Origin of the sequence: Mycobacterium paraffinicum (genome assembly GCF_001907675.1) — a bacterium.
GTDB lineage: Bacteria > Actinomycetota > Actinomycetes > Mycobacteriales > Mycobacteriaceae > Mycobacterium > Mycobacterium paraffinicum_A.
This window is the reverse complement of record NZ_MPNT01000023.1, coordinates 76,921-91,679: the sequence shown is the minus strand read 5'-3', so window position 1 is coordinate 91,679 and position 14,759 is coordinate 76,921. Positions and strand designations below refer to the sequence as shown.

The 14,759-nt window shown below is 70.8% G+C and carries 10 protein-coding genes; 5 read left to right on the top strand and 5 right to left on the bottom strand.

Features of this window, described 5'->3' with window-relative positions:
• Window positions 1-123: 123 nt before the first annotated feature.
• Window positions 124-1,041, bottom strand: coding sequence for an extracellular catalytic domain type 1 short-chain-length polyhydroxyalkanoate depolymerase (locus BRW65_RS21725; RefSeq protein ID WP_073878146.1), 918 nt, complete (start codon window positions 1,039-1,041; stop codon window positions 124-126).
• Between the two features lie 167 nt (window positions 1,042-1,208).
• On the opposite strand from BRW65_RS21725, the gene BRW65_RS21720 reads away from it, so the two are divergent.
• Together BRW65_RS21720 and BRW65_RS21715 are read left to right on the top strand one after the other, a co-directional pair.
• The gene (locus tag BRW65_RS21720; protein ID WP_073878144.1) at window positions 1,209-1,559 is read left to right on the top strand and encodes a DUF732 domain-containing protein; all 351 of its coding nucleotides are present in this window, start codon (window positions 1,209-1,211) and stop codon (window positions 1,557-1,559) included.
• 109 nt (window positions 1,560-1,668) lie between these two features.
• A complete protein-coding gene (locus BRW65_RS21715) occupies window positions 1,669-1,857 on the top strand; it encodes a hypothetical protein (RefSeq protein ID WP_244168161.1) in 189 nt (62 codons plus the stop codon).
• A gap of 3 nt (window positions 1,858-1,860) precedes the next feature.
• Here BRW65_RS21715 and mgtA read toward each other — a convergent pair whose 3' ends face one another.
• The 3 genes from mgtA to phoU are packed head-to-tail and all read right to left on the bottom strand — an operon-like array spanning window position 1,861 to window position 6,170.
• Window positions 1,861-4,479, bottom strand: a complete 2,619-nt coding sequence (gene mgtA / locus BRW65_RS21710; RefSeq protein ID WP_073878134.1) for a magnesium-translocating P-type ATPase — start codon at window positions 4,477-4,479, stop codon at window positions 1,861-1,863.
• Window positions 4,476-5,468 (bottom strand): magnesium transporter CorA family protein, encoded by a 993-nt coding sequence (locus BRW65_RS21705; protein ID WP_073878132.1) that lies wholly within the window; start codon window positions 5,466-5,468, stop codon window positions 4,476-4,478. The genes mgtA and BRW65_RS21705 overlap by 4 nt, the downstream gene beginning before the upstream one ends.
• Window positions 5,469-5,504: 36 nt before the next feature.
• The gene (gene phoU, locus BRW65_RS21700) at window positions 5,505-6,170 is read right to left on the bottom strand and encodes a phosphate signaling complex protein PhoU (RefSeq protein ID WP_073878130.1); all 666 of its coding nucleotides are present in this window, start codon (window positions 6,168-6,170) and stop codon (window positions 5,505-5,507) included.
• A gap of 268 nt (window positions 6,171-6,438) precedes the next feature.
• On the opposite strand from phoU, the gene BRW65_RS21695 reads away from it, so the two are divergent.
• The 3 genes from BRW65_RS21695 (at window position 6,439) to BRW65_RS21685 (ending at window position 14,267) form a co-directional block, all read left to right on the top strand.
• On the top strand, window positions 6,439-10,707 hold the full coding sequence (locus tag BRW65_RS21695) for a cation-translocating P-type ATPase (RefSeq protein WP_244168163.1): 4,269 nt from the start codon (window positions 6,439-6,441) through the stop codon (window positions 10,705-10,707).
• 144 nt (window positions 10,708-10,851) lie between these two features.
• Complete coding sequence (locus BRW65_RS21690; RefSeq protein WP_073878126.1) at window positions 10,852-11,469, top strand: DUF5994 family protein; 618 nt, start codon at window positions 10,852-10,854, stop codon at window positions 11,467-11,469.
• A gap of 35 nt (window positions 11,470-11,504) precedes the next feature.
• A complete protein-coding gene (locus tag BRW65_RS21685; protein ID WP_073878124.1) occupies window positions 11,505-14,267 on the top strand; it encodes a cation-translocating P-type ATPase in 2,763 nt (920 codons plus the stop codon).
• Here the strand turns inward: BRW65_RS21685 and BRW65_RS21680 are convergent.
• Entirely contained in the window at window positions 14,246-14,650 is a 405-nt protein-coding gene (locus BRW65_RS21680) for a CBS domain-containing protein (protein WP_073878163.1), read from the bottom strand. The two genes, BRW65_RS21685 and BRW65_RS21680, sit on opposite strands and share 22 nt — an antisense overlap.
• Window positions 14,651-14,759: the final 109 nt, after the last annotated feature.

Here is a 14,759-nt window from a genome sequence, read left to right as displayed (position 1 = left end):
ACCCAACACTCGTACGCTGAACCTTCACTGGGGCCTCCCACATCTGTGGCTCTACGGCCAGGACCCATTTCCCGACCGCAACCCACGTTCACATGTGAGCGAGGCCCCAGCCCCCCATACCGTCTAGCCCCGCGCGTGCGCTAGGAAGAACTGCGCGATGGCCTCCGAGCCGTCGAGCGCGCGGGTGGTGGGCCCGACGATCGCCTTGGGCAGGTACTGCCTGCCCCCGGGCCACGTGTGCCCGCCGCTGTCGATCTGATAGAAGATCACCTCGGTCGACGCCGCGCAGGCCGTGGAGTCGAAGCGGCGCACGACGGTCCCGTCCCCGACGTTGGGCAGGGACTGGACGGACGGGTCGCCCTGGCAGTGATCGGCGGTACGCCACGTGTTCACCATGCTGTCGGCGGAGATGGCGTGGCTGACCCCGCCGCGACCGCGCACCACCCCGCCCTTGAACGGCACCAGCGGGTCGGCGGTGCCGTGGGCCTCCAACACCGACACGGGCCGCGACGGGTTACATGCCACGCCCACGCCCAGCGTGCCGGCCACGGGGGCGGCCGCGGCGAACACGTCGGCGCGGTCGCACGCCAGCCGGTTGGACATGAATCCGCCATTAGACATCCCGGTGACGAAAATGTGCCCCGGGGCGATGCCGTAGTCGTTCTGCAGCTTGCCCGCGAGCCCCACCAGGAAGCCGACATCGTCGATATGCCGGCGATCCGCCGGCGACGCACCCCGCCCGTCGGCCCAGCTCTTGTCGTAGCCGTCGGGGTAGACCACCAGCAGGTTGTGGGCGTCGGCGACGGAGTCGAACCCGGTCAGCCCCCGCTGCCCGTTCCCGGTGCCACCGCCGCCGTGCAGGCTCAGCACCAGGCCGACCGGGCTGCCCGGCGGCACGTGCAACAGGTAAGTTCGGTCCATGCCGCCGGAACGGAACGTCCCGGACGCATCCCGAGCGCCGGCCGCCGACACATGCCTCTCACCACAGCCCACCAAGCACACCGCAACGAGGACCAAAGACAACAAACGCACGCACGGCATGACGTCAGGACCCCGGCAACGCCGACGGCGGAGCAAACCGTGCTCGGGGTGTGGCGGTGATCGCAATATGATTGATCCTGCACCGAGCGGCGCCGCAACGTGCGAATATTCGGGCAGCCCCCGCTGTCAGCGAGCAACGGCACTTGGATGTCACGGGAGTATCAGAAATGACGAGGACCCAGATCCGCAACCCGAGCCTGCTGCTGTTGCTGATGGCCGCCGGCGTCGTCCCGGCGGCCGGGCTGCTGGACGTGCTGGGCACCACCCCGGTCGCGCACGCCAGCGCCGCCGATGACGCGTTCCTCGCCGCGCTGACGGCCAAGGGCATCAACTACGAGTCGCCCGAAACCGCGATCCGGTCCGGGCACCTGGTGTGCCAGGAACTCGACACGGGTGAAGCGCCGCAACAGGTGGCGAATGACGTGATGACCAACAGCCACCTCGACGGCTACCACGCCGGCTACTTCGTCGGCGTGAGCATCCGGGCGTACTGCCCGAAGTACGGGGCGCAGGCCTGAAAGTTAACAACGAGTTGACAGGTTCGTGACAAACGCGCCGGTAAAATTTGAACTCGGAAACAATTCCTGAGATCTCGAAGGCCAAATGATTCCTAGACTTTTGGTCGGCGTGGCACTCGCTCTCGGCACAGCCGGTTGGACGGCGGCCACCGCCCACGCCGACCCAAGCCCCTTCAACACGCTCAGCTGCAGTTGCGAGGAGACGGCGCCCGCGGACAGCGCGGCCCTGACCGACAAGATCGATCGGGGCATCCAGCACGGTCTTGCGGATCAGGCCACGATGCAGATTCATCACTGAGGTTCACGTTCGCCGCCCGGTGTAATGGTGGTAGCGAGCGGCGCGTCGGCGGATGCGATACGCGTTGCCACGGGTCCGATGCGGTTGTCCGACGAGGTGCATCGGCTCGCTGTAGAAGAGCATCTTGGCCAGCTCCACCAAAACCAGATAACAGATCACGAACGTGCCCAGCACGGCGAAGAACTGCCATGGCAGCGGCGTGAAGCCCAGGGTGCGGGCCAGCGGTGAGATCGTCAGCCCGGCGCCGACCGCGACCACGGTGAGGCTGGTGACGGTGAGCAGCGCGCTGGCCCGGCTGCGGAAGAACGGCACCATGCGGGTGCGGATCACGAAGATGATCAGCGTCTGCGTCGCGAGCGATTCCACGAACCATCCGGTGCGGAACTCGACCGCGCCGGCGTGCAGCACGCCCAGCATCAGCCCGAACGTCAGGAAGTCGAACAGCGAACTGATGGGGCCGAAGATCAGCATGAACCGGCGGATGAACGCGACGTTCCAGTGCGACGGCGCCTGCAGCTGCGCGGCGTCGACCCGGTCGGTCGGGATCGCCAGCTGCGAGGTGTCGTAGAGCAGATTGTTCAGCAGGATCTGGCTGGGCAGCATCGGCAGGAACGGCAACAGCGCCGACGCGGCCGCGGCGCTGAACATGTTGCCGAAGTTGCTCGACGTACCCATCAGCACGTACTTGATGGTGTTGGCGAAGATGCGCCGGCCCTCGGCCACCCCGGTGGCCAGCACCCCGAGGTCCTTTTCCAGCAACACCACGTCGGCGGCGTCCTTGGCCACGTCGGTGGCGCTGTCGACGGAGATCCCCACGTCGGCGGCGTGCAGGGCCAACGCGTCGTTGACGCCGTCGCCCAAGAAACCGACCGACCTTCCCTTGCGCCGCAGCGCGGTGATCAGCCGCGCCTTCTGCTCGGGGGAAATCCGCGCGAAGATGGTGTGGTCCTGCGCGACAACGGCGAACGCGTCGTCGTCCAGCGCGTCCAGCTCTACGCCGGTGACGGTGCCCTTGGACGCCAATCCCAAGTCACCGCAGACCTTTTCGGCGACCCGCGGGTTGTCCCCGGTGGCGATCTTCAGCTCGATGCCCAGGTCCGCCAGTTCAGAGAGGGATTGGCGCGCAGCGGATTTGGGCTCGTCAGCGAAGACCAGGAAGCCCGCAAGCGACAGCTCGCACTCGTCCGCGCGGGTGAGCGCCGTCAACCCCGGCGCCGGTTTGGCGGCCACGGCCACCACCCGGCGCCCGGCGGCGAACAACCCCGCGAGGGTTTTCTCGGCCACCGCCGCGACGCCCCGGCATTGGGCCAGCACCTGCTCGGGCGCGCCCTTGATCACCAGCGTCCGGGTGCCGTCATCGTCGACCAGCACCGACGTCGCCCGGCGTTCATGGTCGAACGGCAGCATCGCGACCCGCGCGGCGCCGGCCACCAACTCGTGCGCCCGCGGGGACTCCCAGAGCGCGGCGTCGAGCGGATTGGCACTGGCGCCACCGGTTTCCGGATCCACATCGGTGGCCAGCAGACCCAGCCGACGGACCGGGTCGCTGTGCGCGCCGGTGGCGTCGAGGGTGTCGACCAACCGCAGCCGGCCCTCCGTCAGGGTCCCGGTCTTGTCGGTGATCAGGATGTCGATGTCGCCGAGGTCCTCGATGCACACCAACCGCTTGACGAGCACCTTGGCCTTGGCCAGCTGCCGTGACCCTGTGGCCAGGCCGGTGCTCACGACGGCGGGCAGCAGCTGCGGGGTGATGCCGACCGCGATCGCCAGCGAGAACAGCACGGAGTCGATGATCGGCTTCGCCAGCAGCAGGTTGCTGATCAGGATGACGACCATCAACGCGACGGCCACCTGCAGCAGCAGATAGGAGAACCGGCGCAGCCCCACCTGGAAGCCGGTCTCCGGCTGGCGTTCGTCCAAACCCGCTGCGATGCGGCCGAATTCGGCGTTCCTCCCGGTGGCGTACACCACCCCGGAGCCTTCGCCGGCGCTGACGATGGTGCCCATGAACGCCAGGTCGGCCGCGTCGGCCAGGTCGGTTCCCGGGGGCACGGGTTCGGGTGACTTCTCGGACCCGGTCGACTCCCCGGTCAGGATGCTTTCGTTGCATTCCAGACCGCTGACCCCGATCAGCCGGACATCGGCCGGCACCGCCTCCCCCAGTGACAGCCGGATCACGTCCCCCGGCACCAGCGCGGTGACGGGGAGCGTGACGAACTCCCCGTCGCGGCGCACGACGGCGTTGTGGTGCACGCTGGCATGCAGGTCGGCGGCGGCGCGCTCGGCGCGGTACTCGTTGATGAAGCCGAGGCCGATGCTGGCCACCAGGATGACGCCGATGATGACGGCCTGCATGCTGTCGCCCAGAAAGTACGAGACGACCGCGGTGCCGGCCAGCAGGATGAGCACCGCGTTGCGCAGCTGACGACCCAGCACCGCAAGGACATTGACGCGGTGCGTCCGCACCGCGTTGGGGCCGAGGCGCGTCAGGCGGGCGGCCGCCTCGGCGCTGGACAACCCGGCGGCCGAGCTGGCCAGCAGGCGCAGCACCTCATCGACGGGGGACGCCGCGACCGACGTCGTGGTTGCGGCCGCGGAATCCGGTAGCACCTCGGCGGTCACAGCCAGTCCCGGCGTTTGAACATCAGGTAGATCACCACCATCAGGACGAATATCAGGCTGGTGCTGGCGATGAACCCGGCGAGGTGACCGAAACCCGGGTACGGCACGTTCTGGCCGTAGAACCCGGTGATCGCCGTGGGCACGGCGATGATGGCCGCCCACCCGGTCAGCTTCTTCATGATCGTGTTCAGCCGGGCGTCCTGCAGCGACAGGTTGGTCTCGAAAATCGTTGTGACCATGTCGCGCAACGATTCCGTCCATTCGGACACGCGCAGCACGTGGTCGTACAGGTCGGCGTACAGCGGGTCCAATTCCGGGGCGGTCCCCACTTCGCGCCGATGGTGCTGAATCGAGTTGACCACCTCCCGCATGGGCAGCGCCACCCGCCGCAGCCCCACCAGGTCCCGCCGCATCTGGAATGTCCGGCGCTGGAAGCTGGGCTGGCGCGGCCTGCCGTCGAACAGCTCGTCCTCGATGGATTCGACGCAGTCGTCCAGGGCCTCCACCGCCGCGAAATGACTGTCCACCACGACGTCGAGCAGGCCGTGCACCAGCGCGCCCACCCCGTACTGCTGGGCGCCGATCTCCTCCCATCGCCGGGTGACCGCGGCGACGTCGAAGTCGGGTGTCAGGCGCACGGTGATCAGGCCGCGGGGCAGCACGAACGCCGAAATCCGGTGCATGGACAGCATTCGCCGCGGCTCGTCGGCGGCCTCCGATGCGACCTCGACCGCATAGACCGTGAAGAAGGTGTGCGTCTCGTAGGCGGTGGCCTTGACCCGCTCGGCGGCCGCCACGGCGTCCTCGACGGCCCACGTGTTGAGGCCGAGTTCGGCGGCCAGGTCACACAGCGCGTCGTGGTCGGGGACGCACAGATCGACCCACACCAGGGTGTCGGGTTCACGCAGGTATTCCGAGATGTCGGCAAAGGTGAAGTCGTCCTGCGGCTTACCGTGGCGCCAGACGCGGCCCTGGATGTTGCCCTGCACGACGCTATCTTCTCAGCCCGACCCAGCCGCCGCCCATCAGTAGGTGGAGACGTCGTCCTGCTCGGGCAGGTCGCCGCTGACCATGAAGATGACGCGGCGCCCGACTTCCACGGCATGGTCGGCGAACCGCTCGTAGAAGCGGCCCAGCAGCGCGGCGTCCACGGCGGCGGGAATGTTGTCCGTCCAGTTCTGGTCCAACAGCACGCTGAACAGCTGCCGGTAAAGCTCGTCCATCGCGTCGTCTTGTTCGCGAAGGCGTGCGGCCCGCTCCGGGTCGTGGGACATCAGCACCTGTTTCGCGTTGTCGCCCAATGCGATTGCCACCTTGGCCATGTCGGCGAAACACGCGCGGACGTTGTCGGGGAGTGCCCGGTTCGGGTGCTCGCGCCGGGCGATCTTGGCGACGTGCACGGCAAGGGCGTCCATTCGCTCAATGTCGGCGATGATCTGGATGGCGCCGAAGATTGCCCGTAACTCCCCGGCAACCGGCTGTTGTAGTGCCAGTAACGCGAACGCTTCTCGCTCCGCTCGCCCCCGCATGACCACCATTCGGTCATGCTCCCGGATGACCCGTTCGGTGGCGTCGAGGTCCGCCTCCAACAACGCTTTGGTCGCGCCCCTCATGGCTTCGTTGGCCAGGCCGCACATCTCGCCGAGCTGGACGCTCAATTCGTCCAGCTGGTGGTGGTAAGCGGTTCGCATAGCGCAACGGTGGCCAATGCGAGCGCTTTTCACAAGGGACGAAAGGCACCCGAAGAGGGCCTGAACGGCTCCTCCCCCACCGCGCCACCGCCGGTTAACCTGCCGCTGTCAACATATCGAGGAAATCCACCCGAGCGAAGAGAACACGGTGAGCACACGACGCGGCCTGCCCGGGCTGGGCCTGCTGACGGCGCCGTTGCGCGTCGCCGCGGTGAGCGCCGAGATCGCCGCCGGCGCCGCGTTGTTGGGCGGAAACGTCGCGACGAGCATGGGCAGGTCGCTGGTGCGCGCGACGCCGGACGTACCGGCGCTGACCCGTGCGGCGGCGGGCGCGGTGCTGGAGGCGGCGGGCGGCCCGCTGGCTCGGCGCGTGAGCGTCACCGGGCCCCGGCGCTGGATCGAGGTCCGCGGCCTCGAGGGCGAGCGCGCGGCGGACATCGCGGCGGCGGCCTTGGAGGCGGTCCGGGCGATGCCCGGCGTCCAACGGGCACACCTCAACCCCACCCTGGCGCGGGTGGTGGTGACCGTCGCCGGCGACGGACCCTCGACGGCCGAACTCTGCCGCGCCGTCGCCGCCGCGGAACGACCCCGCCGAGGCCGGGCCGCGCGGGCGCACCCGGCCAGCCTGCCGGGCGACGACGCGCTGCTGATGGGCCGGCTGGTGGCGGCGACGGCGGCCTCGGTGGGGTTCGGCCTCTCCCTGACCGGCAGCCTGCTGCGGCTGCCCCGATTGCCCGACTTGGTGGCCGTGCCGCCGACCGTGGCCGACCATCTGCCGCGGTTGCGCCGCGAGCTGGAGCGGCGCCTGGGGCCCGAGGGCGCCGACGTGTTGTTCGGCATCGTCAACGCCACCACCGCGGCCCTCACGCTGTCGCCGACGGCGGCGGCCGCCGAGGCCGCGACGCGCACCATGCTGGCGGCCGAGGCGTTCAACGGCAGGCTGGCCTGGAGTCGGCATGAACCCGAGTTGGCCGGCCAGCCGGTGCCCGACGACGCGGCCGCGGCCCCCGTCGGCAACCCGGCCCCGCCGGACGGGCCCGCGGAACGCTACGCCAACCGCATCGGACTGGCCGGCATCGGCGCCGCCGCCGCGGTCGGCCTACTCACCCGCAACCCCGACGCGGCCGGCGCCGCCGCGCTGGCCGCCGTCCCCAAACCGTTGCGCACCGTGCGGGAAGCGTTCGGCTGCACGATGAATCGCGGGCTCACCACCCGCCACGACGCGCTGGTCCTGCGCCCCGGCGTGTTGCGGGCACTCGACCGGATCGACGCGATCATGGTCGATCCGCGAGCGCTGTACACCGACGAGCTGACGGTCAGTCGCGTTCTGGGCGTGGAGAATTCGGCCCGCGCCCACGCCTGGGCGGCGGTCCGGGCCGCGCTCGAGGGCGACGGCATGGAACCGGGATGGCACCGGCTGGCCGACATTCCCGGCGCCGGCGGCGTCGGCGAGGCGCTGATCAGCCCGGTCCGCGACCCGTTCGCCGCGGCGGTGCTCACCGAGGCGCGGCGCTCCCAGCCGCGGGTCTATTCGCTCGACGACGACGGATTGCGTTCCCTGGCACAGGGTTTCGACCGGCTGTACCCCGCGGACGGGTCGATCGACCACGCGGTCGCGGCGGCCGTCGCGGAACTGAAGGCCGCCGGGCACACCGTGGCACTGCTGACGACCGCGGACATGCGCGGCGCGCACCGGTCCGACGTGACGATCGGGGTGCTGCGGCCCGGGCAGTCCGCGCCCTGGGCCGCCGACGTGATCGCGAAGGATCTCACCGGCGCCTGGCGCGTGTTGCACGCGCTGCCCGCCGCGCGCGCGGCCACCGAAGGCGCGGTCCGGTTGTCGGCGTCGGCCTCCGCGCTCGGCGCGCTGATGCTGATTCCCGGTGTGCCGGGCCGCAGTTCGGCGTCGGTCAATGTCGGCATGGTCGCCAGCCTGTGGTTCGGCTACCGGGCGGCGGTGAAGGCCCTTGCGGACCCGCTGCCGGAGCCCGAAACCGCCCACGACTGGCACGCGCTGCCGGTCACCGAGGTGCAGCGGCTGCTGCCCCGCCCGGTCGACGAGCACCACGAGGAAACTCCCACCCCGTGGCAGCGGGTGCCCCCGCTGCGCGTCCTGCACGACGCGACCGCGGTGTCCTGGAAAAGCATCCGCGACTTCGCCGAGGAGATGCGCGGCGACCTGGCGGACCCGATCACCCCGCTGCTGGCCACCGGCGCGGCGGCCAGCGCGCTGCTCGGCTCCCCGCTGGACGCCGTCCTGGTGGGCAGCGTGCTGTTGGTCAACGCCGCCCTGTCGGCCGAGCAGCAGCTGCACGCCGAGAGCACGCTGAATCGCCTACTGGCCGTGCAGGATCCGCCGGCGCGACGCCGGGTCGGTGCGCTGGACGCGCAGCGCCGCGAGAAGGTGCCGACCAAACGCCTGCGGCTGGGCGACATCATCGAGGTGCACGCCGACGAGGTGGTCCCGGCGGATGCCCGGCTGTTGCACGCCTCGAACGTGGAGGTCGACGAGTCGACGCTGACCGGCGAGTCGCTGCCGGTGTCCAAACAGACCGAGCCCACGCCGGGCGCGCCGCTGGCCGAACGGACCTGCATGCTCTACGCCGGCACCACGGTGGTGGCGGGCACGGCGGTGGCCGTGGTCACCGCCGTGGGGTCGCGGTCGGAGATGCGCCGGGCGCTGGCGATGGCGCCGCGCAAGCTGCAGGAGATCGGCCTGCAGCGGCAGTTGCGACACATCACCCGCCGGGCCTTGCCGTTCAGCGTGGCCGGCGGCGGCCTGGTCGGTCTGCTCAGCGTGGCGCGCGGCACCGGGCTGCGCGAGGCGGTGTCCAGCGCGGTCACGCTGATCGTCGCCGCCATCCCCGAAGGCCTGCCCCTGGTGGCGACCCTGGCCCAACTGGCCGCCGCGCGCCGGCTCACCGGCGAATCGGTGCTGATCCGCAACCCCCATTCGGTGGAGGCGTTGGCCCGGCTGAACGTGGTGTGCTTCGACAAGACCGGGACGCTGAGCGAGAACCGCCTCAAGGTCAAGGAGGTGCGCCCGCTGCCCGGCTACGCCCCCGGCGCGGTGCTGGACGCGGCGCTTCCCACCAGCTACACCCGGCACAGCCACCGGGTCGACCACGCCACCGACGACGCCATCCACCGGGCCGCCGCCGACCCCGCCCTTCGCGGCGACGGCTCCGCGCCGCAACGGCTGACCCGCGACGCGTTCCTGCCGTTCCAGTCCGGTCGCCCGTTCGCCGCCGCGCTGGTCGGCACCCGGCTGACCATCAAGGGCTCGCCCGAGGTGCTCTCGTCGGCGTTGCTGCAGCGCGACCACGAGTTGACCCGGCAGATCGACGAGATGGCGGCGGGCGGGCTGCGGGTGCTGGCGGTGGCCGAGCGCCAACTCAGCCAGCGGGAAGCCTCGACGGCCGCAACGGATCCGGATTACCTGGAGACCCTGTGCACGGCCGGCCTCACCCCGATCGGCCTGCTCGGACTGGCCGACACGCCGCGACCCGCGGCGCACGCGGTGCTGAAGGAACTCGCCGCGCGTGACATCGGCGTCCGGCTGATCACCGGTGACCACCCGGCGACCGCGGCGGTGATCGCCCAGGAGATGGGGCTCGACGTCACCCCCGATCGGGTGATCACCGGCAGCGATTGGGAGGCGTTGTCCGCCGACGGACGGGCCGCGGCCGCGGCGTCGCGGGTGGTGTTCGCGCGGATGACGCCCGAACACAAGATCGACGTGGTCCAGACCCTGGAGCGGTCCGGTCTGGTCACCGCCATGGTCGGCGACGGCGTCAACGACGCGGCCGCGATCCGGGCGGCCAGCGTGGGCGTCGGCGTGGCGGCGCGGGGCAGTGACGCGGCCCGCATGGCGGCCGACGTCGTGCTGCTCGACGAGCGGATCGAGGCGCTGATCGACGCCCTCGACGAGGGCCAGCAGCTGTGGCGGCGCGTGCAATCGGCGGTGTCGATGCTGTTGGGCGGCAACCTCGGCGAGGTGTGCTTCGCGCTGATCACCACCGTCCTCACCGGACGGTCGGTGCTCAACGCCCGGCAGATGCTGTTGGTCAACATGTTGACCGACGCGCTGCCCGCCGCGGCGCTGGCCGTCAGCCCGCAGGCTGCCACCGACGAGGTCAGCCGCGACGAGGCGGCGATGTGGCGGGCGATCGGCATCCGCGGGGCGGCGACCACGATCGGCGCGACGGCGGGCTGGGCGATGGCCAGCGTGACCGGCCCGCCGCGCCGCGCGGCGACGGTCGCGTTGATCGCGTTGGTGGGCGCGCAGCTCACCCAGACGCTGGTCGACTCGCGCGCCCCGCTGGTGGTGCTGACGTCGGTCGGCTCACTGGGCGCGCTGGCAGTGGTGGTCAGCACGCCGGGGCTCAGCCAGGTGTTCGGCTGCACGCCCGTGGACCCGCTGGCCTGGGCTCAGGGTTTGCTGGCCGCGGCGGCGGCCAGCGCGCTGTCGGCGGTCGCCCCGGACTTGCTGCTGCGCGCGTCGCAGAGCGTGCAGCGCCGGATGATCGGCGGCTGATGGCGCGCGAAACCGGTTGGCGGCACTCGTTGTTCACGTCAGGTAAACCGCGCGGTCACTTCTCCGGGTCGCGGGCCGATCACGCCAGCCGTACCGTTTGCGGTACACGGCTAACTCGAAAAAGTAAGCGAGCAGGTGGTTGACATGGATCGCGACAATCGGTTGCGGCTCAAGCCTTATCGGTCGGTATCGGAGCATATCGACGGCGCCTGGTGGCCGCAGTCGACCAACCTGGTCGAGGAGCTGCCGAAGTTGCTGACGGCGCTGTCCGAACGGATGGGGCGGGTCGTGGTGGTGGGCTACCGCCGCAACGGCTGGGACGAGGCGCCGGCCTTGATCGAGGTGGCCGGGCACACCGTCGAACTGCTCGGCTTCACCAGCGACGAACCGACCAGCGTCATCCTGATCGGCGAGAACGGCCGCCACGTCACGCTGCAGGTGATCCGGCCCGACACCGCCGAGGAGGCGGCCCGGCAAGCGCTCGAGCGCGCGGGGAAACCCGCCGACGCCGGGGAGACCCCGGCGAGCCGCTCGACGGTGGCGCGGTCGGTGGCCGACGTCGCCGACAAGCTGGCCCGTCACGAGGGCCTGGATGACGAGGCCCGGACCGCCCAGATCAAGCGCTGGAGCGAGGAGGCCGCGTGTCAGTTCGTCGACGCGCCGGTACAGACCTTTGTGCCGATCCTGGTCGAACACATCGTGCGCAACCGCATGCTGGAATCGCGCCCGCACGATCATCGGCGACCGTCGTTGACGCCGTAAGCCCAACGCTGGCTGCATCGCGAAGTAGCGACCGGATGGGCATCCAGCCGCAGGACTGGCTGGAGGTCACGGCCTCGGCCTCCGGCGCACCGACCGACCCCGCCTTACTCGACGGCACGGCCGTCGTCGAAAAGCTGCGCAGCGACGCCGAATTCGGCTTGAGCGGGGCGGAGGCCGCCCGCCGGCTCGCCGTGGTGGGCGCCAACGACATCGAAAGCGTCGCGCCGGCGCCGGCGTGGCGAAAGCTGCTGGCGCAGTTGCGCAGCCCGCTGATCTACCTGCTGCTCGCCGCGCTGATCGCCTCGCTCGCGGTCTGGGCCGTCGAGGGGGCCGACGGCTGGCCGGTCGATGCCGTGGTGATCGGTGTCATTCTCGTCCTCAACGCGCTGCTGGGTTATGCGCAGGAGGCGCGCGCGGAGCGCGCGGTCGGCGCGCTGGCGCGGATGGCCGCGACGTCGGCGACGGTCGTCCGGGACGGCACGCGGCGCACCGTTCCCGCGAGCGAGTTGGTGCCCGGCGACGTGCTGCTGCTCGCCGAGGGCGACGCCGTGGCGGCGGACGCGAGGCTGCTGTGGGCCGAGGGCCTTCAGGTGTCGGAGGCGGCGCTGACCGGCCTGAGTGAACCCGTGCCCAAAGCCGCCCGGACGCTGCCGGAGTCCGCCGATCGGGACGACAAGGCCGACATGGTGTTCAAGGGCACCGCGATCGCCAAGGGCGTCGGGCGGGCGGTGGTGACCGCGACGGGAATGGCGACCCAGACCGGTCAGATCGCCGGCCTGGTGCGGACCGCGGACCGCGAGGCGACGCCGCTGCAGCGCGAGGTGGCGCGGGCGAGCCGGCTGCTGGGGATCGCGGTGCTGGTGATCGCCGTCGTGGTGATCGCGACCATTCTCCTGGTCTTCGGCATCCACGGCGCCCACGACGTGGTGACGGCGGTGCTGCTGGGCGTCTCGCTGGCCGTGGCGGCCGTCCCGGAAGGCCTGCCGGCCATCATGTCGGTCGTGCTCGCGCTCGGGATGCGGCGGATGGCCGCCCGCAACGCCGTCGTCAAGGAGCTGTCTTCCGCCGAGACGTTGGGCTCGGCGTCGGTGGTGTGCTCGGGCAAGACGGGCACCCTGACGACCGGGGAGCTGACGATCGTGCGGGTCGTGACGCCCCTGGGTGCGGTGAAGCTCACCGGCGCCGGATATCGGCCCGAGGGTCGCCTGGAGCGCGACGGGGTCGCCCTGGACGAGGGCGACGACCTGTGGCGCCAGGCCGCGCTGGTGCTCGACGCGGGCGCCGCCGCGGGCGCGGCCACCCTGCACGCGGAGGACGGCCGGTGGACGGTCCAGGGCGATCCCGTCGACGCGGCCTTCCTGGTGGCGCACCGGAAGCTCGACGACGGGTCGCGCCCGGCCCCGGCTCGGGTGACGACGGGTGACCCCGACGAGCTGCTGGACCGCTGCACCTACCTGCAGGCCGGTCGGCGGCTCGCGCCGCTCGACGAGTCGGCCCGGGCCACCATCGGGGGCGACGCCGAGCGGCTCGCGCGCGACGCCCTGCATGCGGTGGCGGTGGCCTACCAGTCGGACGGGAACCTGGTGTACCTGGGCATGGTGGGGATCACCGATCCGCCGCGACCGGAGGCCGCGGCGGCGATCGCCGAGGCGCGCCGGGCGGGGGTCAGGGTCGTGATGATCACCGGGGACCACCCCCGGGTGGCGGCGCGCGTCGCCCGCAAGCTGGGCATCGAGGACAGGGAGTCGGCCGTGTCCGGCGCCCAGCTGGCCACCCTGGACGACGAGCAGCTGCGGGAAACGGTGCGCGTGCATTCGCAGTTCACCCAGGTCGATCCGGTGGACAAACAGCGCATCATCGACGCGCTGCAGGCCGACCACGAGATCGTCGCCGTCACCGGGGAGGGGATCAACGACGCGCCCGCGCTGAAATCGGCCGACATCGGCATCGCCATGGGCCGCAGCGGCACCGAGGTGGCCAGGGAGGCGGCGAACATGATCCTCGCCGACGACAACTTCGCGACCATCGTGCATGCCATTCGGGAGGGGCGCGGCATCTTCTCCAACATCAAGAAGACGCTGCGCTACCTGCTCTCCTCGAACATGGGCGAGATCTTCACCGTCTTCTTCGGCGTCGTGCTGGCCGGGGCGGTCGGCCTGGCGCAGGACCACACCATCGCGCTGCCGCTGCTGGCCACCCAGATCTTGTGGATCAACCTGCTGACCGACGGCGCGCCGGCCCTGGCGTTGGGCGTGGACCCGCAGACCGAGGAGCTGATGAGCCGTCCGCCCCGGTCGGCGTCGGACCGGGTCATCGACGCGCGGATGTGGAACAACATCGTCGTGGTCGGCGCGGCAGTCGCCGCCGCCACGCTGTTCACGATGCACCTCTACGCGCCCGACGGTCCCCTGCCGTCCTCCGTGGGCACCGCCCGCACCGCGGGCTTCACCGTGCTGGTGATCGCCCAGCTGATCAACACGATCAACGCCCGCTCGGAGACGACCACCGCGTTTCGCGGGTTCTTCGCCAACGGGTCGCTATGGGCGGCGATCGGGTTGTCGGCGCTGCTGCAGCTGGCCGTCGTTCAGCTGCCCGCCCTCAACACCGCCTTCACCACCACGCCGCTGACCCTGAGCCAATGGCTGGTGTGTATCGGCATGGCCAGCACGGTGCTGTGGGTGAGCGAGATCCGCAAGGTCATCCTGCGGACATGGCCCCCATGTCGAGAAGCTCAATGGCCTGCAGCGGCCGAGGAACCCGGCGACCGCGCGCGGCTTCAAGAATCGAAGCCCGCGTAGACACCCAGCACGTCGCGGGCCGACACGATGCCGACCAGCGCGCCGTCGCGCTCCACCAGCACGTGCCGGATGTAGCGGTCCATCATTCGGGCGGCGACCCGGTCGACGGAGGCCTCGGCGTCGCACCACACCAGCTTGGTGCTGGCCACCTCGGAGACCAGGGTGGTGGCGGGGTTCCGCCCGGCGGCCACCGCCCGCACGATGTCGCGCTCGCTCACCAGCGCGGACGGCCGCGGGTCGTCGCCGATCACGATCGCCCCCACGTCGCAGGTCACCATGGCCCTGGCGACGTCGGCGATCGTGGCGTTGATGGGGACGCGTGCCACCGGGTCGCCGGTGAGGGTGGCGATCGGGAGGGAGCCCGCCGAAGATATGTCAGTCACGTTCACCATGCTCGCGAGCCGGTGGCGGCCCTTTCTAGTGACCTGAGTCCTCAATCCGCGTCCATCCGGCCCTAGCCGTCGCCGGGCCTCGCTGGTCAGGCTGGCACAC